The 26,747-nt window shown below is 68.2% G+C and carries 26 protein-coding genes; 1 reads left to right on the top strand and 25 read right to left on the bottom strand.

The window, feature by feature from the left end; genetic code table 11:
- Positions 1–114: 114 nt before the first annotated feature.
- The 3 genes from prsT to DES41_RS01825 all read right to left on the bottom strand — a co-directional run bounded on the left by prsT (position 115) and on the right by DES41_RS01825 (position 4,533).
- Entirely contained in the window at positions 115–2,943 is a 2,829-nt protein-coding gene (prsT, locus tag DES41_RS01815) for an XrtA/PEP-CTERM system TPR-repeat protein PrsT (RefSeq protein ID WP_114465370.1), read from the bottom strand.
- 136 nt (positions 2,944–3,079) lie between these two features.
- A complete protein-coding gene (rlmB, locus tag DES41_RS01820; RefSeq protein ID WP_114465372.1) occupies positions 3,080–3,817 on the bottom strand; it encodes a 23S rRNA (guanosine(2251)-2'-O)-methyltransferase RlmB in 738 nt (245 codons plus the stop codon).
- A 32-nt stretch (positions 3,818–3,849) separates the two neighbouring features.
- Complete coding sequence (locus DES41_RS01825) at positions 3,850–4,533, bottom strand: ABC transporter ATP-binding protein (protein ID WP_114465374.1); 684 nt, start codon at positions 4,531–4,533, stop codon at positions 3,850–3,852.
- A gap of 16 nt (positions 4,534–4,549) precedes the next feature.
- Between DES41_RS01825 and DES41_RS01830 the strand changes: the two genes are divergently transcribed.
- A complete protein-coding gene (locus DES41_RS01830; protein ID WP_425466325.1) occupies positions 4,550–5,203 on the top strand; it encodes an arylesterase in 654 nt (217 codons plus the stop codon).
- Positions 5,204–5,242: 39 nt separating this feature from the next.
- On the opposite strand, the gene DES41_RS01835 is transcribed toward DES41_RS01830, so the two are convergent.
- The 22 genes from DES41_RS01835 to DES41_RS01940 form a co-directional block, all read right to left on the bottom strand.
- Positions 5,243–5,425 (bottom strand): hypothetical protein, encoded by a 183-nt coding sequence (locus DES41_RS01835; RefSeq protein ID WP_114465376.1) that lies wholly within the window; start codon positions 5,423–5,425, stop codon positions 5,243–5,245.
- 92 nt (positions 5,426–5,517) lie between these two features.
- The gene (locus DES41_RS01840) at positions 5,518–6,738 is read right to left on the bottom strand and encodes a PLP-dependent transferase (RefSeq protein ID WP_114465378.1); all 1,221 of its coding nucleotides are present in this window, start codon (positions 6,736–6,738) and stop codon (positions 5,518–5,520) included.
- A gap of 35 nt (positions 6,739–6,773) precedes the next feature.
- The gene (locus tag DES41_RS01845; RefSeq protein WP_114465380.1) at positions 6,774–7,298 is read right to left on the bottom strand and encodes a phosphoribosyltransferase; all 525 of its coding nucleotides are present in this window, start codon (positions 7,296–7,298) and stop codon (positions 6,774–6,776) included.
- Between the two features lie 27 nt (positions 7,299–7,325).
- Positions 7,326–8,669: an adenylosuccinate synthase gene (locus DES41_RS01850; RefSeq protein ID WP_114465382.1), complete on the bottom strand. Its 1,344-nt coding sequence runs from the start codon at positions 8,667–8,669 to the stop codon at positions 7,326–7,328.
- 26 nt (positions 8,670–8,695) lie between these two features.
- On the bottom strand, positions 8,696–9,844 hold the full coding sequence (locus DES41_RS01855) for an ATP phosphoribosyltransferase regulatory subunit (RefSeq protein ID WP_114465384.1): 1,149 nt from the start codon (positions 9,842–9,844) through the stop codon (positions 8,696–8,698).
- Between the two features lie 73 nt (positions 9,845–9,917).
- On the bottom strand, positions 9,918–10,100 hold the full coding sequence (locus DES41_RS01860; RefSeq protein WP_245965541.1) for a DUF2065 domain-containing protein: 183 nt from the start codon (positions 10,098–10,100) through the stop codon (positions 9,918–9,920).
- 15 nt (positions 10,101–10,115) lie between these two features.
- On the bottom strand, positions 10,116–11,012 hold the full coding sequence (gene hflC / locus DES41_RS01865) for a protease modulator HflC (RefSeq protein ID WP_114465386.1): 897 nt from the start codon (positions 11,010–11,012) through the stop codon (positions 10,116–10,118).
- 12 nt (positions 11,013–11,024) lie between these two features.
- The gene (hflK, locus tag DES41_RS01870) at positions 11,025–12,404 is read right to left on the bottom strand and encodes an FtsH protease activity modulator HflK (RefSeq protein ID WP_114465387.1); all 1,380 of its coding nucleotides are present in this window, start codon (positions 12,402–12,404) and stop codon (positions 11,025–11,027) included.
- 19 nt (positions 12,405–12,423) lie between these two features.
- Positions 12,424–13,617: a GTPase HflX gene (gene hflX / locus DES41_RS01875; protein WP_114466783.1), complete on the bottom strand. Its 1,194-nt coding sequence runs from the start codon at positions 13,615–13,617 to the stop codon at positions 12,424–12,426.
- A gap of 74 nt (positions 13,618–13,691) precedes the next feature.
- Positions 13,692–13,943 carry an RNA chaperone Hfq gene (gene hfq, locus DES41_RS01880; RefSeq protein WP_425466326.1) on the bottom strand — a complete coding sequence of 84 codons (252 nt, stop codon included), beginning with the start codon at positions 13,941–13,943 and terminating at the stop codon, positions 13,692–13,694.
- Positions 13,944–14,093: 150 nt separating this feature from the next.
- Positions 14,094–15,437, bottom strand: a complete 1,344-nt coding sequence (gene der, locus DES41_RS01885) for a ribosome biogenesis GTPase Der (protein ID WP_114465391.1) — start codon at positions 15,435–15,437, stop codon at positions 14,094–14,096.
- A 10-nt stretch (positions 15,438–15,447) separates the two neighbouring features.
- Positions 15,448–16,584, bottom strand: a complete 1,137-nt coding sequence (gene bamB / locus DES41_RS01890; RefSeq protein WP_425466337.1) for an outer membrane protein assembly factor BamB — start codon at positions 16,582–16,584, stop codon at positions 15,448–15,450.
- Positions 16,584–17,264 (bottom strand): YfgM family protein, encoded by a 681-nt coding sequence (locus DES41_RS01895; RefSeq protein ID WP_114465395.1) that lies wholly within the window; start codon positions 17,262–17,264, stop codon positions 16,584–16,586. Before DES41_RS01895 ends, bamB begins: the two co-directional genes overlap by 1 nt.
- Before the next feature lie 35 nt (positions 17,265–17,299).
- Positions 17,300–18,613 carry a histidine--tRNA ligase gene (gene hisS, locus DES41_RS01900; protein WP_114465397.1) on the bottom strand — a complete coding sequence of 438 codons (1,314 nt, stop codon included), beginning with the start codon at positions 18,611–18,613 and terminating at the stop codon, positions 17,300–17,302.
- Positions 18,614–18,627: 14 nt separating this feature from the next.
- Positions 18,628–19,926, bottom strand: coding sequence for a flavodoxin-dependent (E)-4-hydroxy-3-methylbut-2-enyl-diphosphate synthase (ispG, locus tag DES41_RS01905; protein WP_114465399.1), 1,299 nt, complete (start codon positions 19,924–19,926; stop codon positions 18,628–18,630).
- 2 nt (positions 19,927–19,928) lie between these two features.
- Entirely contained in the window at positions 19,929–20,783 is an 855-nt protein-coding gene (locus tag DES41_RS01910; protein WP_114465400.1) for a helix-turn-helix domain-containing protein, read from the bottom strand.
- The gene (pilW, locus tag DES41_RS01915) at positions 20,776–21,606 is read right to left on the bottom strand and encodes a type IV pilus biogenesis/stability protein PilW (RefSeq protein WP_245965542.1); all 831 of its coding nucleotides are present in this window, start codon (positions 21,604–21,606) and stop codon (positions 20,776–20,778) included. The genes DES41_RS01910 and pilW overlap by 8 nt, the downstream gene beginning before the upstream one ends.
- A 4-nt stretch (positions 21,607–21,610) precedes the next feature.
- A complete protein-coding gene (rlmN, locus tag DES41_RS01920; RefSeq protein ID WP_114465402.1) occupies positions 21,611–22,759 on the bottom strand; it encodes a dual-specificity RNA methyltransferase RlmN in 1,149 nt (382 codons plus the stop codon).
- A gap of 75 nt (positions 22,760–22,834) precedes the next feature.
- Positions 22,835–23,260 carry a nucleoside-diphosphate kinase gene (gene ndk, locus DES41_RS01925; RefSeq protein ID WP_114465403.1) on the bottom strand — a complete coding sequence of 142 codons (426 nt, stop codon included), beginning with the start codon at positions 23,258–23,260 and terminating at the stop codon, positions 22,835–22,837.
- A gap of 144 nt (positions 23,261–23,404) precedes the next feature.
- Positions 23,405–24,916 carry a pseudouridine synthase gene (locus DES41_RS01930; RefSeq protein WP_114465405.1) on the bottom strand — a complete coding sequence of 504 codons (1,512 nt, stop codon included), beginning with the start codon at positions 24,914–24,916 and terminating at the stop codon, positions 23,405–23,407.
- Positions 24,913–25,611, bottom strand: coding sequence for an SMC-Scp complex subunit ScpB (gene scpB, locus DES41_RS01935; RefSeq protein ID WP_114465406.1), 699 nt, complete (start codon positions 25,609–25,611; stop codon positions 24,913–24,915). Before scpB ends, DES41_RS01930 begins: the two co-directional genes overlap by 4 nt.
- 141 nt (positions 25,612–25,752) lie before the next feature.
- Entirely contained in the window at positions 25,753–26,724 is a 972-nt protein-coding gene (locus tag DES41_RS01940) for an RluA family pseudouridine synthase (protein WP_114465408.1), read from the bottom strand.
- Between the last annotated feature and the right edge of the window lie 23 nt (positions 26,725–26,747).

Raw genomic sequence — 26,747 nt, forward strand, 5'->3', positions numbered from 1 at the left:
AACATTTGGACACAAATTGCGAAAAGCGTGCCAGAACACAAAAGTTCTACAAATCAACGCATTAGCTCGCATCAAACCCGGTACAAGCGACAGGGGTGGATAGAAATCCGACAGTCAGCGCGGGGTCTTGAGCAACTGCTCAGCTTCGGCCCTGTATTCGAAGGCCGTGCCGACATCGAGGGCGCCCTGCGCTTCCAGGCGTGCTTCGGCCTGTCGGCCGGACTGCGCCAGTACCGCGGCAAGGTGGTAGCGAATGCTGGGATTGCCCGGCGCACGGAGGCGCGCTGTGCGCAACAGCCCCAAGGCGCGTTCGCGCTGGGCGTCTCCACCGCCCTGGAACAGCGCCCACCCCAGGGTGTCGAGTGCGCTAGCGTCCTCGGGCGCCTGAGCCGCCGCACGCTCCGCAATGGCCACGGCACCCGGGTCTTTCAAACGCAGCAGGACATTGGCCAGGTTGTTCAACACGGCAGGATCCTGCGGCGCCGTCTTCAGCAGGGCCTCGTAACCTGTCCGCGCCTGCGCGTACTGGCCGGAGCGGGCGTAAGCGTCGGCCACAACGCGGCGTGCTCCCGCGTCCGCAGGGCGTTGGCGCGACCATTGTTCGGCCAGTTGCACGGCCGGCCGGCCCCCGTCGACCTCCCACAGCACGCTGGACAGCCGCAGGAAAGTGTCCGGCGAGGGTTCGGTCTGGTGTGCACGGCGGTAGGCCTCGATGGCGGCAGCCTGCTGGCCACGTGCCAACGCGACATCTCCCTGCAAGCTGTACCCCACGGCCAGCTTGGGTTGCTGCTGGACGATCTGCGCCGCACGGCGTTCGGCATCGGCGAACTGTTTGCGCTGGACGTCCACGTCGACCATCAGCGCCTGCGCAGCCAGGAGGTCGGGGCGCGACGTCAAGGCCTTCTCCAGACTGTAGGCCGCGCCTTCCGGATGCTGGATGGCCAGCTGCAAGGTGGCGATGCGCACCTGCAGCGGTGCATTGGCCTCGGCCAAGCGCGAAGCGGAGGCATAGGCCGCACGCGCAGCCACCTTGTCGCCACTGGCGGCCAGAGCGCGGCCGTAGGCCAACTGCGTCGGCAGGTCATCGGGCGGCGCCTTGGCGTTTGCACGGCGCGCGGCCTCCAGGGCCGGACCGGTTCTCTGCGTGCGCAGGTAGAGATCGGTCAGCGCGAGAACAGGACGCACCTCGATGGGCCCCGCATGGTCGTCCGCCTTGCGCAGCCACTCTTCCATCTGTGGCAGCTGGCCGCGCTGCTCCGCCAGCAATGCCAGTTCCAGCAGGATCTCGGTGTTCTTGTCGTCCTTGGCCAGCAGGCCCTGCAGGCGCTTGGCTGCGGCGTCGTACTGCCGCGTCCCGATCTCCAGGCGCGCCATGTGCAGCGGCGGCGCCAGCAGCGTCTCATCCAGGCGCATCGCACGCTCGAAGGCTGCCTTGGCGGCAGCGGTGTCTCCGGTCTGCGCCAGCGCCATCCCCAGCAGATCTTGGAACACTGCATTGTTGGGATCGCGCTTGGCGAGATCCTGTGCCACCTTGGCAGCCTTGGCGGACTGCCCTGCCCGCAGGTAGAGGCCGGCGAGCACGGTACCGGCCTGGGCCTGACCGGGGTCCTTGCGCAGTGCCGCTTCCAGCTCGCCCACGCCCTGTCCGATGCGCCCGCTCCCGACCAGGCCGATGCCCAGTGCCGCGCGCATGTCCGGGCGGTCCTCGCCGCGCAAGGCCTCTTGCATCAAGGAGATCGCCTGGGAATTGCGGCCTTGCGCGGTATAGGCTGCCGCCAGCTGCATGAGCGCTTGCTTGTCGCCGGGCACAGCACGCACATAGGTCGCCAGGACGGACATGCCCCGCTCGGACTCACCCCGCTTCAGGTAGAGCTGTGCCAACAGCTTGGAGGCCGGCGTGGTGCCCTGAATCCGCTCGAGCGATTCCAGGTAGGCCTGCGCCTTTTCTTCCTCTCCGAGCCCGAGGTGCGCCAAGCCATTGAGCAGCAGCAGCTGGGAGCGGTACTGGATGAATTCGACGGGCGCGGGGTCCAGCAGCCGAGTGACCTGTTGGAGATGCACCTTGGCCTGCGCAGGCTGGCCCTCCCGTTCGGCCAGGACGGCGCGCAGGTAGGCCGCACGCGGTTCCGTGTCCGACAGGCGCTGCAGGTGGACGAGATCCGCGGCGGCATCGGCATCGCGTCGCAAGTCCACGTACAGGCCCGCGCGGGCGATGCGCGCCTCCAGGTGGTCGGCGTCCAGCGCCAGCACCTGGTTGTAGGCGGCGATTGCCGCGCGCAGATCGCCTTGCACGTGGTAGACCGATCCACGCTGGTAGCGTGCTTCGGCCAGTTGGGGTGCGAGCGCCAGGGCACGGTCGGCTGCAGCGGCGGCCTCGGTGAGCTGGCGCGCGCGAACGCGCACCGGCACCTCGGCCAGCCAGGAATCGGGGGCGCCGATGTCCAGGGCTCGTGCTTGCCCGACCGCATGCAGGGCGCCGCGTGCATCGCCCAGATCGGACAGCGCGGAAGCACGCAACACCCACAGTTCGATCCGGGTGCGCGTCGGCAAGCCCCCCATCGCAAGGGACGGCTCCTCCAGCATCTGCCGGTGCTTGCCCTGGGCAAGGTACGCCTGGGCCATCGGCACCACCACCTCAGCGCGGTCCACGCCCAGCCGCACGGCCTCGGCGAAGGCGACTTCGGCGGCGGCGACCTCACCGTTGGCCAGCAGCGCCTTGCCCAGCAGCAACTGCACGGGCAGCATGTTCTTGTCGACCTGCAGCGCGTTCTTGAGCTGGATGATGGCGCCCGACATGTCGCGCCGCTCGTAGCGGGTCAGTGCATCTTCATAGAAGCGCCCCGCTTTGCTGTCGACTGCGCCAGCCGGCACAGCGGCCGCCAGAAACGCCGTGAGGCACAGGGCACGGCAAGATGCACGTAATGGCGAGGCGTGGATGGACATGGCGAGAAGCCGGCCGAATCGACGCCAGCGTATGCAGAAAATGCGGGCGACTGTAACTGGAAGCCCGGCTTTTGCTTACAAATCTCGCGAATTCAGCGCCGCTTTGTTGCCGACTTCACAGAAATCGGCAGTGGTCTCACCCGCCACGCTGGCGGACGGCTTCGTACAAGCAGACTCCGCTGGCAACGGACACATTGAGGCTTTCGACCGCACCCTGCATGGGAATACGCACGAGCGCGTCACAGGTCTTGCGCGTCAGCTGGCGCATGCCATCGCCCTCGGCACCCAGCACCAATGCTACGGGGCCTGTCAGATCCGTCTGGTACAGCGTCTTGTCGGCATCGCCGCTGGTGCCGATGCACCAGATCCCGCGCTCTTTCAGCTCGCCCAAGGTCCGCGCCAGGTTGGTGACCATGAAGTAGGGAACGGTTTCCGCTGCCCCGCTGGCCACCTTGGCCACCGTGGCGTTGATACCGGCCGCATGGTCCTTGGGCGCAATGACCGCGTGGACACCGGCGCCGTCGGCCACGCGCAGGCAGGCGCCCAAGTTGTGCGGGTCGGTCACGCCATCCAGCACCAGAAGAAGAGGCGGTCCGTCCAGCCCGTCGAGGAACTCGTCCAGCGAATGCTGCTGCACCAACGGCTGCACGCGCGCGGCGACGCCCTGGTGGCCGTGGCTGCCAGCCAGTTTGGCGAGCCGCAGGCCGTCGGCCTCGATCAGGCGCGCGCCTGCTTCACGGGCGCGGTCGAGGAACTGGCGCATGCGCGCATCGCGCCGGGTGGGCTCGTAGTAGATCTCGACGATGGACTGCGGGGCGGTCTTCAGGCGCACGCTGACCGCGTGGAAGCCGAACAGGACTTTGGGGGCTGACATGGGGCGCGATTATCGGCGCGCCCCGCAGCGCCTCAGGCTGCGATGCGGCCCGCCTCGATGGTGATGCGCCGCTCGCAGCGCGCGGCGATCCCGCGGTCGTGCGTGACGAGCACCAGGGTCGTGCCGAGTTCACGGTTGAGTTCGAACATCAGCTCCATGACCTTCTCGCCTGTCGCGAAGTCCAGGCTGCCCGTGGGCTCGTCGGCCAGCAGCACGGCCGGCTGCACGACGAAGGCGCGTGCCAAAGCCACACGCTGCTGCTCGCCGCCGGACAGGACCTTGGGGTAGTGCGACAGCCGCTCTGACAGCCCGACGCGCGCAAGCATCTCGGTGGCGGCCTGGCGCGCGTCGCGCCTAGCTGCCAGTTCCAGCGGCAGCATGACGTTCTCCAGCGCGGTCAGGTTGCCCATCAACTGGAAGCTCTGGAACACGAAGCCCACCTGCTGGGCACGCAGGGCCGCGCGCTGGTCCTCGTCGAGCGCGAACAGGTCGTGCCCGGCGATGCGGACCGTGCCGCGCGTCGGCGTATCCAGGCCAGCGATGATGGACAGCAAGGTGCTCTTGCCCGACCCCGAAGCCCCGACGATGGCCGCCGTTTCCCTTGCGGCCAGGGCGAAATCGATATCGCGCAGAATGTCGAGCGTGCCCGTCGAATCGGCGACCGACTTGAACACATGCTCGACAGACACCAACGCGGCACCGGGGGATTGGGACATTGAAAGGCTTCTTGGTTTGAGACGACGACACTTTATCGCGGGCCTGTACATCCCCTTGCTGGCCGGGCCATCGTGGGCGCAAAGCGCCAAAGCCGCCACCACCAAGGCCAGCGCGCCCCGCATCCTCGTGGTCGGTGACAGCCTGTCGGCAGAGTACGGCCTGCGGCGCGGCACGGGCTGGGTGGCATTGCTGGAGCAGCGGCTGTCCGAGCAGAAGATCGCGGCCGAGGTGCGCAACGCCAGCATCAGCGGCGACACCACCTCGGGTGGGCGCGCCCGTCTGGCACCCTTGCTCAAGAACTACCAACCGACCCACGTGGTGCTGGAGCTGGGCGGCAACGACGCGCTGCGCGGCTTGCCGCTCAAGAACACGGCCGACAACCTGGCTGCGATGACCCAGGCAGCGCAGCAGGCGGGCGCCAAGGTTCTGATCGTGGGCATGCAGATGCCCCCCAACTATGGCGCCGACTACGGCCGCCAGTTCAGCACGCTGTTCGGTGATGTAGCACGCGAGCACAAGGCGGGGCTGGTGCCGTTTCTGCTCAAGGGGATTGCCGACGGGCCCAATGCCGCGGCGTTGTTCCAGACCGACCGCATCCATCCGCGTGAAGAGGCGCAGGCCGCCATGCTGGACAACGTCTGGCCCGAGCTGCGCAAGCTGTTGCGCTGACGCCGAAGCCGGCACGCTGCCGGCATTGCACCTGTCCGGTCACGCGTCCTGGGCTGGCGGCGTGGCGCCGGCCTCGGTTTCCGCAGCCTCGTCGGCGGGCGCCTCACCATCGCCCGGGCCATTCAGTTTGCGGTCGGCCTTGGCCTTGAGCTTGTCTTCCTTCTTGCGCTTCTTGGCCAATTCCTTTTGCCGCTTCTCGTATCCGTAATTGGGAGTTGCCAATGTGTGCTCGCTGGTAGGTTGGATCGTGTCACTCTACCGCAAGCGGGGAGACGCGTGAATACTGAGTTTTTTCGCCTTCGAGATGTACACGATCAGGCAGCGAATGCCGCCACCACCGCTTGCTCGAGGTCCGCCTGCAGGTCGCTGGCATCCTCCAAACCCGTGGAGAAACGGACCAATGTGCCCCGCGCCAGATGGGCCGGCCACTGCGTCCGCATCTGCGCCAGTTCGTAAGGAACGACCAGGCTCATGGGACCACCCCAGCTGTACCCGAGCTTGAAGAGGCGCAGCGCGTCGCAGAAGGCATCGACCTGTACCTGCGTGTAGCGCGGATCGATGATCACGCTGAACAGGCCCGCTGCGCGGCCCAGCCGGTCAGGCTCGCCGCGCGCGCACAGCGCGGCCCAGTGCGCATGGCCCGGTGAACCCGTCAGCGCCGGATGCAGCACCTGGACGAATTCCGGCCGCCCAAGACACCAGCTGGCCAGCGCACGCGCCGACGCGTCGTGCGCCTGGTAACGCAAGGCCATGCTGGGCAGCGAGCGCAACACCGTTTCGGCATCGTTGCCGCCAACGCCCAGGCCCAGCCGCATATGGGTCATCTTGAGCCGTTGGTGCAGCGCATCGTCGCGCGTGACGATGCTGCCCATCAGCACGTCACCACCGCCACTGGGGTACTTGGTCAGCGCGTGGACCGAGATGTCGACGGCCAGTGGCGCGTCCAGCGTGCCGAGGTCAAAGGGATCGAAGGCCAGGCCCGCGCCCCAGGTGTTGTCCAGTGCCGCCGCGACGCCATGTTCACGGCAGATCCGCGCCTGCTGCGCGAGGTCCGGAAACTCCAGCGTCACCGAGCCGGCGGCCTCCAGCCAGACCAGCCGGGTGCGCTCACCGATCTTGGCCGCCAGGTCGGCCGGGTCCATGGGATCGTAGAAGCGGTGCGTGATGCCCCAGGCCTGCAACTCGCCACGCGCCAGCGTCTTGTTGGGCCCGTAGGCGTTGTCCGGAATCAGCATCTCGTCGCCGCTGCGCAGCAACGACAGCGCCACGTTGGCGATGGCGGCCAGCCCGCTGGGCACGAGCAGGCACTGCAGGCCACCTTCGATGGCGGCCAGGCGCTCTTCCAGGATGAAGGTCGTGGGCGTGCCGTGCAGGCCGTAGGTGTAGGCGGATTTGTCCCGCCACTCGCGGCTGCGCATGGCCGCCACGTTCGGGAAGATCACGGTGGAGGCCTTGAACACGCCGGGCTGCGGCGCGGCGAACTCCGCCGGCGGGACGTAGGGGTGGTGGATCAGATCGGTGGTGGGACAAGGCATGCGGCCATGTTAGCCGCCGCCCTCCGCGCCGGCGATCAGACCTTCCACTTCTCCAGCAGCTGCGCCGGGCCCATGGTGTCGTAGCCTTCGAACGGCTGGTGGATCCAGGGATTGGTGGGCAGGAATTCGACGGAGTAGTCGGGCGTGAACAGCGAAACACCCTTGGTCCACAGCACGGCGCTGCGCAGCTCGGTGATGGGCGCGTAGCTGGTCTTGAGCAGCTCGATCACGGCCTTCAGCGTGTGGCCGCTGTCGGCCAGGTCGTCGACCAGCAGCACCTTGCCGGCGATCTCGCCCTTGGGCGTGGTGATGTAGCGCGCGATGTCCAGTGAGCCCTGCCGCGTGCCGGCATCTGCGCGGTACGAACTCGTGGACATGATGGCCAGCGGCTTGTCGAAGATGCGCGACAGGATGTCGCCAGGCCGCATGCCGCCGCGTGCCAGGCACAGGATGTTGTCGAACTCCCAGCCCGACTGGTGCACCTTGATGGCGAGCTTCTCGATCAGGTTGTGGTACTCGTCGTAGCTCACGTACAGGTGTTTGCCGTCTTCGGTCAGCATGGGGTTCTCCGTGGGGCGGGCCTGGGATCAGGACACCTGGTAGGGGTTGTGCATCAGGATGGTGTGGTCGCGGTCCGGGCTCGTGGACACCATCGCGATCGGCACACCGGTGGTCTGCTCGATGCGCTCCAGGTAGCGCCGTGCGGCGGCCGGCAGCGCGTTGTAGTCGGTGACGCCCACGGTGGACTCGGTCCAGCCAGGCAGCGTCTCGTAGACCGGCTCGCAGCGAGAGATATCGTCGGCGCCCATGGGCAGGATGTCGATCATTTCACCGTCGAGCTTGTAGCCCGTGCACAGCTTGAGTTCTTCCAGGCCGTCCAGCACGTCGAGCTTGGTGATGCACAGGCCCGACAGGCCGTTGACCTGGGCCGAGCGCTTGAGCAATGCAGAGTCGAACCAGCCACAGCGGCGTGAACGGCCTGTGGTCACGCCCTTCTCGGCGCCCACGGTGCTCATGTGGTAGCCCGGCGTGCCCGGCTTCTCCCATTCGAGTTCGGTCGGGAACGGGCCGCCACCGACGCGCGTGCAGTAGGCTTTGGTGATGCCCAGCACGTAGTGCAGCATGCCAGGGCCGACACCGGCACCGGCCGCGGCATTGCCGGCCACGCAGTTGCTGGAAGTGACGTAGGGATAGGTGCCATGGTCCACGTCCAGCAACGTGCCCTGGGCGCCTTCGAACAACAGGTTGGCGCCGGCCTGGTGCGCCGCGTTGAGTTCCCGCGACACGTCGGCGATCATGGGCCGCAGCAGCTCAGCGTGCTGCATGGACTCGGCGTAGACCTGGTCGAAGTCAATGGGCGCGGCGTGCAGGAAGCCCGTCAGCACGAAGTTGTGCAGCGCCAGCAGTTCACGCAGCTTCGTCGCAAAGCGCTCGGGGTACTTCAGGTCCTGCACGCGCAGCGCGCGGCGGGCGATCTTGTCTTCGTAGGCCGGGCCGATGCCGCGGCCGGTGGTGCCGATCTTCTCGATGCCGACCTTCTCGCGCGCGGCTTCACGCGCCACGTCCAGTGCCGCGTGGAACGGCAGGATCAGCGGGCAGGCCTCGCTGATCCGCAGGCGCGAACGCACCTCCACGCCCGCGGCTTCCAGGCCCTGGATTTCTTCGAGTAGCTTGGCGGCCGACAGCACAACGCCGTTGCCGATGTAGCACTTGACGCCGGGGCGCATGATGCCGCTGGGGATCAGGTGCAGAGCCGTCTTCTTGCCGTTGATGACCAGCGTGTGGCCGGCGTTGTGGCCGCCCTGGAAGCGCACCACGCCCTGGGCGCTTTCGGTCAGCCAGTCCACCAGCTTGCCCTTGCCTTCGTCGCCCCACTGGGTGCCAACGACGACCACGTTGCGACCGGAGGTCGCGCGATTACCTGTGTTCATGTCTAGAGTGCCCAAGCTGGGCAGGTTCAGATGGCTTGCACGACCCATTCGCCGCCCTTGTGCATGAGCACGCGGTCGCAATGGAACTCATCGATTTCACTTTCGTGGCCTGGCAAGGCGCAAACCACTGTTTCGCCGCCGCGGCGCAGGGCCGCGATGGCAGAGCGCAAGGCGCCGTCTTCACCCCATGGCGCGCGGATGGCCGCGCGCAGCGGGCGCGGCGGCACGGCCGCGACCAGTTGCTTGAGATCCAGGCTGAAGCCCACGGCTGGCCGCTTGCGGCCGAACACCGCACCCACCTCGTCGTAGCGGCCCCCGCGCACCAACGCGTCGCCGTGTTCGGTGTAGATCGAGAAGCGCACGCCGCTGTAGTAGGCGTAGCCACGCAGGTCGGCCAGGTCCACGCGCACGCTGGCGCGCCCGCCCAGCAGGGCCGCGCAGCGGCGCAGCTCGGCCAGTGCGTGGCGCAGCGCGGGACGGTCGGGCAGCATGCGCTCGGCATCGTCCAGCACGCTGGCATCGCCGTACAGCTGCAGCAAGGCCTGCAGCCCTTCACGGTCCACGGCGGGCAGGCTGGCGGTCAGCGCGGCCAGTTCGCCGGCGTCCTTGGTCGTCAGCGCGGCATGGATGCGGACAAGTTCGGCCGGGGCCAGCGCACTGTCGGCCAACAGGGCCTGCACGATGCGCGCATCGGACAAATCCACCGTCAGATCGCTCAGTTGAGCGGCCGATAGGCAATCCAGTGCGAGCAGCAGCACCTCGAAGTCGGCCTCCAGGCCCCCGTGGCCATAGAGTTCGGCGCCAAACTGCAGCGGCTCGCGGGTGGCGTAGGCACGGTCGGGACGCGTGTGGGCGACGGGGCCGCAATAGCACAGCCTGGCCACGCCCTGGCGGTTCAGCAGGTGGGCGTCGATGCGGGCCACCTGCGGCGTGGTGTCGGCACGCAGGCCCATCATGCGGCCGGACAACTGGTCGACCAGCTTGAAGGTGAGCAGATCCAGCGCCTCACCGGTTCCGGTGAGCAACGATTCCAGGTGCTCCAGCAGCGGCGGCATCACCAGCTCGTAGCCATAGCCACGGGCGGTGTCCAGCAGTTCACGGCGGAGTTCTTCGATGTGCCGGGCCTCGGAAGGCAATACATCGGCGATGTGATCCGGCAGGACCCAGGCGGACATGGAAATCAGTGCGCTGTTAAAAACGGGATTCTACCGGCCTCGGATTGAGGCCCGGCAGACCGTGGGCGAGGACTCAGGACAGCAGGGCCAGCAGCGCAAGACCCAGCAGCACGCTGCACAGGCCGAAGAAACGGATCTGCCCGTCGGACATCTGCAGCACCTGCATGAACATGCGCCGCCAGCCGCCCGGCGACAGAAACGGCATCAGCCCTTCGATGACCAGCACCAGGGCCAATGCCACCCAGAGGGTGTCCACGGGGCGCGGCGGTGGCTAGCGGCCGGCTGGCGCTGTCGGGTTCGCCCCGCGCATGGCCCGGAAGAAGTCGGACGAAGGGTCAACCACCATCACGTCGCTCTTCTTGCTGAAGCTCGCGCGGTAGGCTTCCAGGCTGCGGTAGAACTGCGCGAACTGCGGGTCACGGCCGAAGGCATCGCTGTACAGCGCGGCGGCCTGGGCATCGCCCTCGCCCTTGGCTTTCTGCGCATCGCGGTAGGCGTTGGCGATCGTCACTTCGCGCTGGCGGTCGGCCTCGGCACGGATCTTTTCGCCCTCGGCTGCACCGGTGGAGCGCAGCTCGTTGGCCACGCGCTTGCGCTCGGCTTCCATGCGGCGGTAGACCGACTCGGTGATGGACTCCACATAGTCGACACGAGTAATACGCACGTCCACCACGTCGACGCCCCAGGGGCGGCCGCCGCGCACGACTTCCAGCACCTCGCGCTTGACGTCGGCCATCAACTCCTCGCGCCGCGTGGACAGCAGGTCGCGCACGGTGCGGCGGTTGATCTCTTCCTGGAACGCGTTGCGCACCACACGGTTCAGCTGGTTGGCACCGGCGCCTTCGTCCAGGCCCACGTTGCGGATGTACTCCGACGGGTCGGTCACGCGCCAGCGGATGTACCAGTCGATCACCACGCGCTGCTTCTCCGCCGTCAGCATCGGCTCGGAGTCGCTGCTCTCCAGCGTCAGCAGGCGCTTGTCGAGGTAGCGCACGTTCTGAAACGGCGGCGGCATCTTGAAGTTGAGGCCGGGCTCGGTGATGACCTTCTTGATCTGCCCGAGTGCGTACACCACGCCGTACTGGCGCTGGTCCACCACGAACAGCATGGAGCTCGCCAGTGCCAGCAGCACCAGCAGCGAAGATGCAATGAATCCGATTCTGTTCACTTGGCGCGTCTCCTAGCGCAAATCACGTTCGCGGGTGCGCCCGTCGCGGGCGCGCATGTCGCCGCTGGCCAGCGGCGGCACCGCCGGCGCGGTCGAAGAGGTTTGGCCACTGCCGGCCAGGGCCGGATCGCCAATGACGCCGGCCGACTGGCCAGCCGTCTGCACCAGCTTGTCCAGCGGCAGGTACAGCAGGTTGGAGCCCTGGCGCGAGTCCACCATCACCTTAGTGACATTGGCGTAGACCTGCTGCATGGTCTCGGTGTACAGGCGGTCGCGCGTGACTTGCGGAGCCTTCTGGTACTCGGTCAGCACCGAGCGGAAGCGCTGCGCGTCACCGTCGGCCTGGGCCGTGATGCGCGACTTATACGCCTGCGCTTCTTCCATCAGGCGCGATGCCGTACCGGTGGCGCGGGGGATCACGTCGTTGGCATAGGCCTGGGCCTCGTTCTTGGCGCGCTCGCGTTCCTGGCCGGCCTTGAGCACGTCGTCGAACGCGGCTTGCACCTGCTCGGGCGGACGCACACCGCTTTGCTGCAGGTTGATGCCAACGACCTCGATGCCGACCTTGTAGCGGTCCAGGATGGTCTGCATCAGCGTGCGCACGCGCGGGCCGATCTGGTCGCGCTCTTCGGCCAGGGCCGAGTCCATGCGCATCTTGCCGACCACCTCGCGCACGGCCGTCTCGGCCGCCTGCACCACGGCCGCGGTCGGGTCCTTGCTTTCGAACAGAAAGGCGCGCGCATCGTTCAGGCGGTACTGCACGGCGAAGCGGATCTCGACGATGTTCTCGTCCTCGGTCAGCATGGCCGAGTCGCGCAGGCCGGTGGCCTTGATGATCACGTCGCGGCCGATGTCGATGGAGCGGATCTGCGTCACGAACACCAGTTCATGGCGCTGGACGGGGTACGGCAGGCGCCAGTTGAAACCCGCGCCCACGGTCGAGTGGTAGCGGCCGAACTGCGTGATGACGGCCTGCTGGCCTTCCTGCACGATGAAGAAGCCGGTGCCCAGCCAGATCAGCACGGCCACCGCACCGATCAGGCCGATGCCGATGCCGGCACCCTTCATATCGGGCTGGAAGCCTCCGCCGTTGCCCGAACCCATGTTGCCGCGGCCGCCGTTGCGGCCACCGTTGAACAGACCACCGAGCTTGCGGTTGAAGTCGCGCCAGAGTTCGTCCAGATCCGGCGGCCCCTGGTTGCCGCCGCGGTTGGGCGTGGGACGCTGGGGCTCGAAGGGGCGCTCGTTGTCGGGACGGCGGGTGTCGGGCTTCTCGTCAGAGTCACCCGCCTTGTCGTCTCCACGGCCCCAGCGGGGATCGTTCAGATTGAACATGCCGCGGATGCGGCCGGGAAGGCCCGCCCAAGCCGACGGCCGAGAAGAAAGGTTCATGCGCTCTGGTCTCTTGTGGTCAACGGACGATTGTGCCGAAACGGGGATCGGCCTCATCATACCCAGGGGAATCGGGGCCCTGCGCCGGCGCGATCTGCTCCGCACGACGCGCAAGTTCGGCACGCAGCGCAGGCATGCCTTCGCCCGTCCGGGCGCTGACGAACACGCGGCCGATCTGCCGGCCATCGACCTCCACGGTGTCGGCCAGTTGCAGCGGGCGCTGCTCGGGCGTCAGCGCATCGAGCTTGTTGAACACCAGCAGCATCGGCACCTCGTCGGCACCGATGTCGGCCAGGACGCGGCGGACTTCCTCCATCTGCTCGGGATGGTGCGGATTGGACGCGTCGATCACGTGCAGCAGCAGGTCGGCGTCGGCGGCCTCCTGCAGCGTCGCGCGGAACGCATCAACCAGGCCGTGCGGCAGGTCGCGGATGAAGCCCACCGTGTCGGACAGCGACACCGAACGCCCGGCCTCGCCCAGGTACAGCTGGCGCGTGGTCGTGTCCAGCGTGGCGAACAACTGGTCGGCCGCATAGGCGCGCGCCTTCACCATGGCATTGAATAGGCTGGACTTGCCGGCGTTGGTGTAGCCCACCAGAGAGATCGTGAACGCGTCGCGCCGCTCGCGCTGGCGCCGCTGCGTCCCGCGCTGGCGCACGACCTTGGACAGGCGCTCGCGGGTGCGCTTGATGGACTCGCCGATCATGCGGCGGTCCAGCTCGATCTGGCGTTCGCCCGGGCCGCCGCGCGTACCGATGCCGCCGCGCTGGCGCTCCAGGTGCGACCAGCGCCGCACGAGGCGCGTCGACAGGTATTGCAGGCGTGCCAGCTCGACCTGCAGCTTGCCTTCATGGCTGCGTGCGCGCTGCGAGAAGATGGTCAGGATCAGCATGGTCCGGTCGTTGACCGGCAGTTCCAGCGCACGCTCGAGGTTGCGCTGCTGGGCCGGGCTCAGGGCCTGGTCGAACAGCACTTCGCTCGCCTTGTGCATGCGCGCGAGCAGCTTGATCTCTTCGGCCTTGCCGCTGCCGATGAACAGCGCGGCATCCGGTGCCTTGCGTTTGCAGGTGACGCGGGCGACCGGCTGCAAGCCGGCGGTCTGGGCCAACAGGCCGAGCTCTTCGAGTTCGGCGTCGAAATGGGGAAGGCCGAAATCGACCCCGACCAGGATGGCCGAGGCCGCCGCAGCGTCCGCAACAGGGATTTCAGTCAATCGGAGAGAACCGAAAGTGCGCACCACCTTGGTGGTGGCGCGCGGGGCCGACACACAAGTGCCGGCGGAGGATGTCAGGCCGCGGGATCCGCGTTGTCGTCCTGTGCCGGCTGGAAGTTCACGGCGCGACCCGGAACGATGGTGGAGATGGCGTGCTTGTAGACCATCTGGGTCACCGTGTTGCGCAGCAGAACCACGTACTGGTCGAACGACTCGATCTGGCCCTGCAGCTTGATGCCGTTGACCAGATAGATCGACACCGGCACATGCTCGCGGCGCAGCGTATTCAGGAAAGGATCCTGCAAAAGTTGACCTTTGTTGCTCACGATATCCTCCGTGTTCAAACCGTTGTTATTTGGAAGAAGGGGACCATACCACAGCGGGTACGAGCCCCCCGTAGAAACACTGATGTCCTTAGATTGCGTGTTGAGACACGCCGCCGGGACGCACCATCGCGGTGCGAAGCGGCCGCCGCATCAGCGGTCGGACTTGTCGGCAAACGGGTTGGCCGAGGTGCGCATCTCGATGCGCAGCGGCGTACCGGTCAGGTCGAACTCCTTGCGGAAGCGCCCTTCCAGGAACCGCTTGTAGGTCTCGGTCACGTGCTCCAGCGAGTTACCGTGGATCACGATGATGGGCGGATTCATGCCGCCCTGGTGGGCATAGCGCATCTTCGGCCGGAACATGCCGCTGCGCTTGGGCGACTGGAACTGCACGGCCTCCAGCAGCAGCCGCGTGAGCACCGGCGTGGACATCTTGCACATGGCGGCCTTGTGCGCCTGCGCGATGGCGCCCCACAGCGGCCCGATCCCCTGGCGCTTTTTCGCCGAGATGAAATGCAGCGCGGCGAACTTGAGGAACGGCAGCCGTGTCTCGATGGAACGCTGCACCAGCTCGCGCTGGTAGGCGTCCACCGCATCCCATTTGTTGATGGCCACCACCACGGCGCGGCCACTTTCCAGGATGTAGCCCGCGATGTGGGCGTCCTGGTCGGTCACGCCCTGCGTGGCATCGAGCAGCAGCAGCACCACATTGGCGCCCTCGATGGCCTGCAGCGTCTTGACGACGGAGAACTTCTCGATCGCCTCGAACACCTTGCCGCGCCGGCGCAGACCGGCCGTGTCGATGAGTTCGAAGCGCTGGCCATGCCGCTCGAATGGCACGCTGATCGCGTCGCGGGTGGTGCCAGGCATGTCGAAGGCCACCAGGCGCTCTTCGCCCAGCCAGGTATTGATCAGCGTGGACTTGCCGACGTTGGGCCGGCCGGCCACGGCCAAACGGATCACACCGGGCTCGCCGTCCGCAGCCTCTTCGGGTTCGTCGGGAAGGTTCAGCGGTGCCAGCGCCAGATCGACCAGCGTGCGCACGCCCTGCCCGTGCGCAGCGGACACCGCATGCACCTCGCCCAGGCCGAGCTCGAAGAACTCCACCAGTTGCTGGCCGTCGTGCATGCCTTCGGCCTTGTTGGCCGCCAGCACGCAGGGCTTGCCCAGGCGGCGCAGGTAGTTGCCGATGTCGTGGTCTTGCGCCGATACGCCGCCGCGCGCATCGACGACGAAGATCACCACATCCGCCTCGGCCACGGCCTGGCGCGTCTGCTTGGCCATCTCCTTGTAGATGCCGCTCTCGGCCGTCGGCTCGAAGCCGCCGGTGTCGATGACGATGTATTCGTGCTTCCCCTGCTTGCCGTTGCCGTAGTGGCGGTCGCGCGTGAGCCCGGCGAAGTCCGCCACGATGGCGTCGCGCGAGCGCGTGAGCCGGTTGAACAGCGTGGACTTGCCGACATTGGGCCGGCCCACCAGGGCGATGACGGGTTTCATCTTGTCCAGTTCACTCGGGCGCGTAGCCGTACACGTTGCCGTTGCGCGTGACGACCACCAGGGTGTCGCCGGCCACGACCGGGGCCGCCACGATGGGGGAGCCATCGGTGCTCACGCGCGTGAGCGGCGAACCGTCCTCGCGCGACAGGAAATGCACGAGGCCGGTCTCGTCGCCGACGATGACCGAGCGGCCCAGCGCCAGCGGTGCCGTCAGCTGCCGGTAGCGCAGGCGCTCGGACACCCATGCCTGCGTGCCGTTGCTGCGGTTCCAGGCCACGAGCTTGCCGTCGCTTTCGGGGCCGTACACCATGCGGTCGTCGCCGTGCACGCCCACATAGCCCGACGAGGGCTTGGTCCAGGCCAGGGTGCCGCGCGCAGCGTCCACGCAGCCCACGCCGATCTGGAAAGAACGCACGCAGACGGAGTCACCGACACGGCTCACGCGGCCGACCAGGTCGACCAGACGCTCCACGTCGTTGGTGCCGCGGGGCGTGGCCACGGGGACGTCCCAGCGCACCTGGCCATTCAGGGGATTCAGGCCGACCAGGCGGCCGGACAGACCCACGACCAGCGTGTCGCCAACCGCCAGGATCACGCCGCTCTGGCGCAGCACCAGCGGATCGCCCGGACGCTGCTGGGCCCACAGGCGGCGGCCGCTGGCGCCGTCCAGCGCCGTGACCGAGCGGTCGGCCGACAGCACGAACACGCGGCCGCCGGCCACGAAGGGCGCCGTGACGACCTGGGCCGCCAGCTTCTGGCGCCAGAGTTCGCGCCCAGACTCGAAAACGACGATCTCGTTGGCCTGCGTTGCCACAGCCGTTCGCTGGCCATCGCTGCCGACGCCGGCCGAGAGCTTGGCCTTGGTCGAAGCGCGCCACAGTTCGCGGCCGGTGCGCGCATCCAGCGCCAGCACTGTGCCGTCGCTGCTGGCCAAGGCGACCTGCTGGCCCGTGACCTGCACATCCAGTGGATAGCCGACCTCGCCGACCTTGGCGGTCCAGACCTGGCGGGCGCCCAGCAGGCCGGGGTTGGGGCCGAGTTCGGCCGGCTTGGGCTTGCCGCCGCTGCCGCAAGCGGCCAGCAAGGCCGCCGTCAGGCCCAGCAGCGTCGCGGTGGAAGCCCAGCGGCGGGTGATGCTGCGCGCCATCATTTCGCCGCTCCGGTGGTGGTGGTGGATGCCGTCGTGGTGGGATCCACGCCCATCGCATTGAGCTTGACCTCGACCATGCGGCGGTAGCCCGAGCGGGCGTCCAGCCCGGCGTAGGCCTTGCGGTATTCCGCCAGTGCCTCGGCCTTTTTGTCCTGCGCGGCCAGGATGTCGCCGCGGCGGTCGGCCGCCAGGGCGGCGAACTCGCCGGCGAAGCTGCCGCCGAGTTGTTTCAAGGCATCGTCGTAGGCCTTGGCATCGAACAGCAGACCAGCCAGGCGCAGCTTCGCCAGGGCCTGGTAAGCGGGATCGGATGACTTCTCGCCCACCCAGCCCAGTGCCGCCTTCGCGGCATCGGCATTGCCCTTCTCATGCAGCACCTTGCCGGCCACCAGGCCAGCCTGCTGCGCGTAGGCGGTGTTGCCGTAGCCGTCGCGGATGTCACCGAAGGCCCGCTCCAGACGCGCCGTATCGCCGGCCCTGGCCGCACGGTCCACTTCGTCGTACAGCGCGGCGGCCTTGGCCGCCTGGCTGCGTTGCCAGTACTGCCAGCCGTTCCAACCGGCAAAACCGGCCAGCACGAGGATCAGCACCCAGGTGATGGCATTGCCGTAGCGCTGCCACAGGTGCTTGACCTGGTCGAGCTGTTCCTGTTCTTCGAGATCGAGATGTTTTGCCATGAGGAAGAGCGAAAAGCGCGTTCAGACGCGCGAAATCAAGCGCGCGATTGTAGGGATGCGGCCCACTCGGCCACATGGGAAAGGGAGCGGCGCTGCTGGGCGCCCTGCCCGTCGCGCAATGCCTTGACGGTCAGCTCGCCGGCGGCCGCTTCGTCGGCGCCGAAAACCAGCGCGTACTGCGCGCCGCTGGCATCGGCCTTCTTGAACTGCGACTTCATGCTGCCGCCGCCGGCATGCAGCACGACCTTGAGGCCGGTCTCGCGCAGCTGCTCGAGCACGACCATGGCACGCGGCAGCAATTCAGGTGCGGTGACGATGGCGTAGGCCGCGGGGGCCGCATCGGGCACCGCCAGGCCCAGGCCCTGGATCAGCAGCAGCAGGCGCTCGATGCCCAGGCCAAAGCCCACGGCCGGCGCGCTCTTGCCGCCCATCTGCGCGATCAGCCCGTCATAGCGGCCACCGCCGCAGACCGTGCCCTGCGAACCCAGCTGGTCGGTAACCCACTCGAACACGGTGAGGTTGTAGTAGTCCATGCCGCGCACCAGGCGCGGGTTCACGCGGTACGACAGGCCAGCGGCATCGAGCACTGCGCGCACGGCGTCGAAGTGGGCGCGCGACTCCTCACCGAGGAAGTCCATGAGTTGCGGGGCGGCCTCGACCATGGCCTGCATGGCCGGGTTCTTGGTGTCCAGGATGCGCAGCGGGTTGCTGTGCAGCCGGCGATTGGCGTCTTCGTCCAGCAGGTCGGCATGGGCCTCGAAGTGGCGCACCAGCGCATCGCGGTGCGCCTGGCGCTCGGCCGGCTGGCCCAGGCTGTTGAGCTCGAGCCGCACATGCTGGCCTTCGACGAGGCCCAGCTGCTTCCACAGCGCACGCACCAGCAGGATCAGTTCAGCATCCACGTCCGGACCGGCGAAGCCCAGGGCCTCGACGTCGAGTTGGTGGAACTGGCGGTAGCGGCCCTTCTGCGGCCGCTCGTGGCGGAACATCGGGCCCGCTGTCCACAGCCGCAGTGGCCCGTTGTACAGCGCGTTGTGCTCGACCATGGCGCGCACGATGCCGGCCGTGGCCTCTGGGCGCAGTGTCAGCTTGTCGCCGTTCATCGAATCGGTGAAGGAGTACATCTCCTTCTCGACGATGTCGGTCACTTCGCCCAGGCCACGCACGAACAGCGCGGTCGGCTCCACCACCGGCGTCACGATGTACTGGTAGCCGTAGCGGGCCAGCACCTCGCGCACGGTGCTCTCGAACCAGTGCCACAGCGCCGAGTCGGGCAGCTTGTCGGTGCGCGGCACGCTCGCCGGCAATATGTCGTTCATGCCTTTGACGGCATTGATCTTGTCAGCCATGGAAATCCGGTTGTTCAGGCGACGGCCGTGGAGCCTTGGCCGAAACGCTTTTCGATGTAGTTCTCGACGACCTTCTGGAAGTCCTGCGCGATGCCCTCGCCGCGCAGCGTCATGGCCTTCTCGCCGTCGATGAAGACGGGCGCGGCCGGGGCCTCGCCGGTGCCGGGCAGGCTGATGCCGATGTCGGCATGCTTGCTTTCGCCCGGGCCGTTGACGATGCAGCCCATCACGGCCACCTTGAGCTTCTCGACACCGGGATAGCGGTTACGCCAGACCGGCATCTGCAGGCGCAGGAAGTCGTCGATCTGCTTGGTCAGTTCCTGGAAGGTGGTGCTGGTGGTGCGGCCGCAGCCCGGGCAGGCCGTGACGCTGGGCACGAAGCTGCGCATGCCCAGGGCCTGCAGGATCTCGGAAGCCACCACCACCTCCTGCGTGCGTGCCTCGCCTGGCTGCGGCGTGAGCGACACGCGGATGGTGTCGCCGATGCCCTGCTGCAGCAGCACCGCGAGGGCGGCTGACGAAGCCACCGTGCCCTTGGTGCCCATGCCGGCCTCGGTCAGGCCTAGGTGCAGCGGGTAGCGGCAACGGCGCGCGAGTTCGCCATAGACGGTGATCAGGTCCTGCACGCCGCTGACCTTGCACGACAGGATGATCTGCTGTGCCGCCATGCCCATGCCTTCGGCCAGCTGGGCCGAGGAAATGGCGGAGGTGATCAACGCCTCGTACATGATCTGCTTGGCGTCCAGCGGCTCGGCACGCGCGTTGTTCGCGTCCATCAGGCTGGCCAGCAGTTCCTGGTCCAGGCTGCCCCAGTTCACGCCGATGCGCACCGGCTTGTTCCAGCGCATGGCGGCCTCGATCATCTGGCCGAACTGTTTGTCGTGCTTGTCGCCCTTGCCCACGTTGCCCGGGTTGATGCGGTACTTGGACAGTGCCTCGGCACAGGCAGGAAAGTCGGTCAGCAGCCGGTGGCCGTTGTAGTGGAAGTCACCGATCAGCGGCACATGGATGCCCATGCGGTCCAGCTGTTCGCGGATGTGCGGCACGGCCTCTGCGGCCTCGGGCGTGTTGACCGTGATGCGCACCATCTCCGAGCCGGCCAGTGCAAGCTCTTTGACCTGGATCGCGGTACCGATGGCGTCGGCCGTGTCGGTGTTGGTCATGGACTGCACGCGCACGGGCGCGTCGCCGCCCAGCGTGAGCAGGTGGTCCTTCCAGCGGATCTCGGCCTGCAGGGTACGGCGTGCGGCCGGGGCCACGGGCTCGATGGCGCAAGGTGCAGCGGAGATGCGGGGATCGACGGCGTTCGACATGGTCACTTCACCTCGAAGCGTGCGACGTTGTTCTTGGCGATGGTGCGCAGGTCGCGCGGCTCACCACGCACCTGCACCTCGACCGCGTCGATGCGGCCGACCACCACGTTCAATGGCGGCGTGCCGGCGGCGGTCACGGTCTCGCCGGCAACCAGGCTGCGGCGCAGCGGCGTGGCGCCGGTGGCATCGGTCACCTGGACCCAGGTCTCGCTCTTGGCCACGAACTGCAGCAGCGGGGCGGGCTCGGCCACCGCGGCCGGGGCCGGGGCGACCGGCGCCGGTTCGACCACGGTCGGAGCTGCGGCCGGGGCCGGCTCTGCCGGCGTCACGCTCTCGGTCACGGTGCTCGGCGCACCCATGGGCGTGGCGGCAGAGCCGTTGTCGGCATCGGCAGGGCTGCCGCCCATGCCCGGCCACAGGTAGATGGCCAGCGCGCCCAGCAGCAACACGGCCACGATCCACATGGCCGGGCTCGGGCTGCTGCGCAATGCCGAACTGCCCGAGGCGGCGGCACCGGGTTCGAAACGCGCGTTGATGGCCGGCGGCGCCACTTCTCTGCGCTCGCCGGCGATGCCGGGCATCAGGTCGAGCACCGGCTTGGGATCGAGCTTGAGGCCGCGGCAGATGCTGGCCGCGAGCCCCCGCGCGAAGGTGGGATCGGGCAACAGGTCGATGCGGCCGGCCTCCAGGGCCTCCAGCTTCTTGACCGTCACCTTCAGTGCGACAGCCAGGGCCTCCACATGCAGGCCTGCATCTTCGCGTGCCTGGCGCAGCATGGCGCCGGCACGCTGCGCGCCGCTGGTGGCCTGGTCGGAAGGCGGCGACGCCACGTCGGGGGAAAGGTTCTTGTCACTCATCGAATGCTTGTCGCTCCAGAGCCATGTACTCGCGCGACTGGACGAAACGGTTGCGCAATTGCGTGCCCAGTTGCTCGACAGCCTGGCGGTTGCCCAGGCTGCGTTCGACCTTGATGCCCAGCCACAGGGACTCGGCGTTGGCGTACTCGCTGTTGTTGATGCGGCGGATGTAGAACTGCGCGCGTTGCAGGTCGCCGCGCTTGAACAGCAGCTGCGTCAGGTTGTAGCCGGTGATGGGGTTGGCCGGGTCGAGCTCGTACGAACGCAGCAAACTCTGCTCGGCCTGGACGTCCTGGCCGGCCTGCTGCTGGCACATGCCCTGCGCCAGCCAGGTCTTGGCCTTGTCGGTGTATGTCAGGTTCTCCACCGCCACGGCGAACTGCGCCACGGCCTGGTCGTAGCGGCGCTGCTGGCACAGGAACCAGCCGTAGTTGTGGGCCGTGCCGGGATCGCGCGGGCTCAGCCGCTGGGCCTGGCGGAAGCTCTCTTCGGCCAGCGCCAGGTCGTTGAGCCGCATGTAGACCAGGGCCCGCAGGTTGAAGGCTTCGGCGAAGGCGGGGTCGGTCGCCAGCGCGAGCTTGACCTCCTCCAGCGCCACATTGGTCTGGCCCTGGTCGAAGTAGCGGGAAGCCAGCTCGAGCCGGACCCGGGCCCGCTTGCGCGCCTCGGATTCCTCGGAGGGCAGCACCACGCCGGAAGGGTCCGTGCCGCGCGCGCCACCGGCAGGCATGGCACAGCCAGACAGCAATGCCGCGCCGCACAGGGCCAGGCTGGCGAGACACAAGGCCATCGTGCTGCCGGGCAGGCGCGTCGCCGTGCGCATCGCGTCAGTCCCCCCCCGGCGGTGCCGCGATGACCTGCAGCGGCACCTGGCGTTGCAGCGCGATGCGCTGGGTCACCCGCGTACGGTCCTTCACGTCGCCGGCCAACTGGCCGCAGGCGGCGTCGATGTCGTCACCGCGCGTCTTGCGCACGGTGGTGACCAGGCCGGCGTCGAGCAGCAGCTTGGCAAACGCGCTGACCTGCGGTGCGGGCGAGCGCTTGAGTCCCGAGGCGGGGAACGGGTTGAACGGGATGAGGTTGAGCTTGCACCAGACGCCATCGGTGCGGTAGCGCTCGATGAGCGCGATGAGCTCCCGCGCATGCTCGGGCTGGTCGTTCACGCCATCGAGCATGCAGTACTCGAAGGTGATGAAGTCGCGCGGTGCGTGCGCCAGGTAGCGCTGGCAGGCCTCCATCAGCTCGGCGAGCGGGTACTTGCGGTTCAGCGGCACGAGCTTGTCGCGCAGCGCGTCGTTGGGCGCATGCAGCGAGACGGCCAGCGCCACGGGGCAGTCCTGGCCGAGCCGGTCCATCATGGGCACCACGCCCGAGGTGGACACCGTCACGCGCCGGCGCGACATGCCATAGCCGTGGTCGTCCAGCATCACGCGCAAGGCCGGCACCAGGGCCGAATAGTTCTGCAGCGGCTCGCCCATGCCCATCATCACCACGTTGGAGATGACGCGCTCGGACACGCCCAGGTGCTTGCGCAGGAAGTGCTCGGCAAACCACAGCTGGGCGAGGATCTCGCCAGTGGTGAGGTTGCGGCTGAAGCCCTGGTGGCCGGTGGAGCAGAAGCGGCAGCCGACAGCGCAGCCGGCCTGCGAGGAAATGCACAGCGTGCCGCGGTCGTCCTCGGGGATGAAGACGGCCTCGACCGCATCGCCAGCACCGACATCGAACAGCCACTTGACGGTGCCGTCCTGCGAGATGTTCTGGGTGATGACGGGCAACGCCGTGACCTGCGCGGCGCCCTCGAGCTTGCCGCGCAGCGACTTGGCCAGATCGCTCATCTGGCTGAAGTCGCTGGCGCCCCGCTGGTGGATCCAGCGGAACAGCTGGGTCGCGCGAAAGCGCTTCTCGCCCAGGCGCTCGCAGAAAGCCGCGAGGCCGTCAAGGTCGAACTCCAGGAGGTTGACGGGGGCAGCGCTCATCGTGGAGCCTCCGCCGCGCTCAGCCCGCGCCGGCGACGACCCCGAGCGGGGTGGCAAGGCGCGGGATGCAGCATGTCAGCGTGCGTAGACGTTGAGGCCCGGGAAGAAGAAGGCAACTTCGACCTGGGCGGTTTCGGCGGCGTCCGAGCCGTGCACGGCGTTGGCGTCGATGCTGTCGGCGAAGTCGGCGCGGATGGTGCCGGCGGCCGCCTTCTTGGGGTCCGTGGCGCCCATCAGGTCGCGGTTCTTCAGGATGGCGTTCTCGCCTTCCAGCACTTGGATCATGACGGGGCCGGAGATCATGAAGTCGACCAGGTCCTTGAAGAACGGGCGCTCCTTGTGCACGCCGTAGAACTGCTCGGCTTCGGCGCGCGACAGCTGCACCAGGCGGGCTGCGGCGATCTTCAGGCCGGCTGCTTCGAAACGGGCGTAGATCTGGCCGATGACGTTCTTGGCAACGGCGTCGGGCTTGATGATGGAGAGGGTGCGTTCGATGGCCATTTTTGTAGTGTCCTTGGGTTAAGCCGCGAGGCCGTGGATCGTTTGAGAAACGGGGAATGCGCCAGAGGGCGCAAAGCCCGTGATTTTAGCCCGTGCCGCCGTCTGTATTCGAAAGCTGCGCACGCGCCAGGGAAATGCCGGGCGTCAGCGCCCGCGGCCGCCGCGCCGCTGCGATCCGCCGCCACCACCTCCACCACCGCCGCCGCCACGGCGTTGCTGGCCTTGGCGCTGGCGCGTAAAGCTGTCGGCGCCGATGTAGCCGAAGGATGTCTTCATGGGATCGGGCTGGCCGCCGTTGCCACCACCGCCGCCCCCTCCACCTCCACCACCGCCGCCATCGCGCGCATTGCGGCGCTGGCCGCCCGGGGTGCTGACCGTCAGCGGATTGGGAATGGCACCTTCGGAGCGGTTGCCGCCCTCGCGGCGCGCGCCGGCGTTGCCGCCCTGGCCCGGATTGGGGCCGCCGCGCCGGTTGCGTCCGCCGCCATCGCCACGCGCACCGCGCGGCTGCGCAGGCATGCCGCCCTCGCCGCCTTCGGACTGGCGCTGACCCTGTCCGCCGCGCGCATTGCGGCCGCCGGCGCGGCGGTCGGGCGGCAGATTGCGCCCGCCGGCCCCTCGCGGAGCCTGCGGCTGCGACGCCTCGGCGCCGGCCGCACGCATGAGGGCCTGGATGTCGCGCGCGTCCAGCTCCAGCGACGAACCGCGCTTGAGGCCACGCGGCAGCTGCATGGCGCCGTAGCGGATGCGGATCAGCCGGCTGACGGCATGGCCGACGGCCTCGAACATGCGCCGCACTTCGCGGTTGCGGCCCTCCGAGATCGTCACGCGGTACCAGCAGTTCGAACCTTCGCCGCCGCCATCCTCGATGCTGCCGAACTGGGCCTGGCCGTCGTCCAGGCGCACGCCATCGAGCAGGCGCTGCTTCTCTTCGTTGCTGAGCGCGCCGAGAACGCGCACCGCGTACTCGCGCTCCAGGCCGAAGCGCGGATGCATGAGCTTGTTCGCCAGCTCGCCCGAGTTGGTGAACAGCAGCAGGCCTTCGGTGTTCAGGTCCAGCCGGCCGACCGACTGCCACTTGCCTTGGAACAGCTTGGGCAGCTTGCGGAACACCGTGGGCCGGTTCTGCGGATCGTCGTGCGTGACGACCTCGCCGGTCGGCTTGTGGTAGGCGATCACGCGGGGTGGCGGCGCGTCGATGCGCACGCGGATGGGCTTGCCGTTGACCTTGATCTGGTCGCCGTACTGGATGCGCTGGCCGATGTGGGCGGGCTCGTTGTTGACCGAGATCCGCCCTTCGGTGATGAGCTGCTCCATTTCCAGCCGCGAACCCAGGCCGGCCTGGGCCAGGATCTTGTGCAGCTTGGGCGTCTCGGGCTGCGGCGCCAGCACGCGCTTGGGCGGGGTCAGGTCGGCGGCTTCCTCGTCTTCGTCGAAGCGGCCGGACACCACGTCGGCAAAGCGGCTCTCGACCGGCGCGGCCTCGGGCTGGCCCACGGGCACCTCTGGCACCTCTGGCGCATCGGCCCCCTCGAGGGCCTCGGGTGCGGGTGCATCAGGCGGGGACGCCGGTCCGGCCTGCTGGGCGGGTTGCGGCGCCTCGGCGTGCGCACCGTTGTCTTCGTCTTCGGGCGCGGTGCCGGGAATGTCGTTCATGGGCTGGGATCCGCTGGTTCGGACGCTGCGCGGGATGCGCCGTCGTCGGGGTTCGTTTCGGGAGAAGGCTCGGGGGGGGTGGGTGGCTCGTCGGCGTCAACAGCCGGCTCCACCTCGTCGATGGGCAAGGCCACCTGGGCCGGATCGGCCGAGGCCAATGCCGCCATCAGCTGCGCACGCTGGGCCGGATCGTCGGCCACGGGCAGTTGGTCCAGCGACTCCAGACCCAGGTCGTCCAGGAACTGGCGCGTGGTTGCGAACAGCGCCGGACGGCCCACGGTCTCGCGGTGGCCGATCACCTCGACCCAACCGCGGTCTTCCAGCTGCTTGAGCACCTGGGCGTTGATGCTGACGCCACGGATGTCCTCCATGTCGCCGCGCGTCGCGGGCTGGCGGTAGGCGATGATGGCCAGCGTCTCCAACGCTGCACGCGTGTAGCGCGGCGGCTTTTCCGGGTGCAGCCGATCGAGGTAGGCGCGCATCGCGGGCCGGCTCTGGAAGCGCCAGCCCGAGGACACGCTGACCAGTTCCAGGCCACGCTGCGCCCACTCCAGCTGCAACTCGGCCAGCAGTGTCTTGATGGTGTCGGCACCCAGCACGTCGTCGAACAGCACGCGCAGCTCGCGCACAGGCAAGGGCTGCGGCGAGCACATCAATGCCGCTTCGAGGACATGCTTGGCCTCTGCCGAATTCATGGCTGCTACGGTTCCGGGATAAGCACCGGGGCGGTGCGGGCACGGATGCGTCTGGGTGGACTGGTCACCGCCTCGGCGAACGCATCGGGCGTGGACTCTGGAGTTCGCGCTGCGGGCCTTGGGTCAGGCCCGGTGCGCTGGTCACGGATTGTAGCGCAGGCCCCAGGCGTCCAGCGCCTGGCGCATGTCCTCGGGAAGGGGCGCAAACAGCTCAATGGGCTGGCCCGTCATGGGATGCACGAACGCAAGCCGGAAGGCGTGCAGGGCCTGGCGCGCCAGACCGGCGGCCGGCGCGCCGCCGTACAAGGTGTCGGCCACCAGCGGGTGCCCCAGCGAGGCCGCGTGCACGCGGATCTGGTGCGTGCGGCCGGTGTGCAAGGTGCAGCGCAGCCAGCAGCCCTGCTCCGCCTGTGCCAGGCAGTCGAAGTCCGTGCGCGCTGTCTTGCCTGCCTCGCGCGCGAGGTCGACCACGGCCATGCGCAGCCGGTTGCGCGGATCGCGGCCGATCGGCGCGTCCACCGTGCGTTGCGCAGGCCCACTCCAGGGCCGGTGCGCCAGCGCCAGGTATTGGCGGCTGACGGCGCGCTGCGCGATCAGGGCGACCAGCGCGTCCATGCAGGCGCGCGTGCGCGCGACGACCATGAGGCCGCTGGTGTCCTTGTCGAGCCGGTGCACGATGCCGGCGCGCGGCAGCGTGGCCGCGGCCGAATCCAGCGCGAGCAGGCCGTTGAGCAGGGTGCCACTCCAGTTGCCCGGCGCGGGATGCACGACGAGGCCCGCAGGCTTGTGGACCACGCGCAGGTGGGCGTCCTCGTAGACGGTGTCCAGCGCCATGTCCTGGGCCAGGAAGGCCTGGCTCTGCAGGGTCGGCCGCAGCTCCACCTGCAGGATATCGCCCACGTGCACGCGCAGGGCGCTCTTGCGCACCGGCCGGCCGTTCAGCTGCACGGCATCGGCTTCGATCAACTGCTGCAGGTAGCTGCGCGAAAACTCCGACACCAGCGTTGCCAACGCGCGGTCAAGGCGCTGGCCGTGCAGGCCGGCATCGACCACCACCTGGCGCAGCTCCACCTCGGCTGCCAAGCCCTGTTCGTCCTCGGGGCCTTCCGCCATGGCGCCGCCATGGGGGTCGGTCG

The sequence above is a fragment of the Pseudorhodoferax soli genome, from assembly GCF_003337555.1.
In the GTDB taxonomy this organism is placed as follows: Bacteria; Pseudomonadota; Gammaproteobacteria; order Burkholderiales; family Burkholderiaceae_C; genus Pseudorhodoferax; species Pseudorhodoferax soli.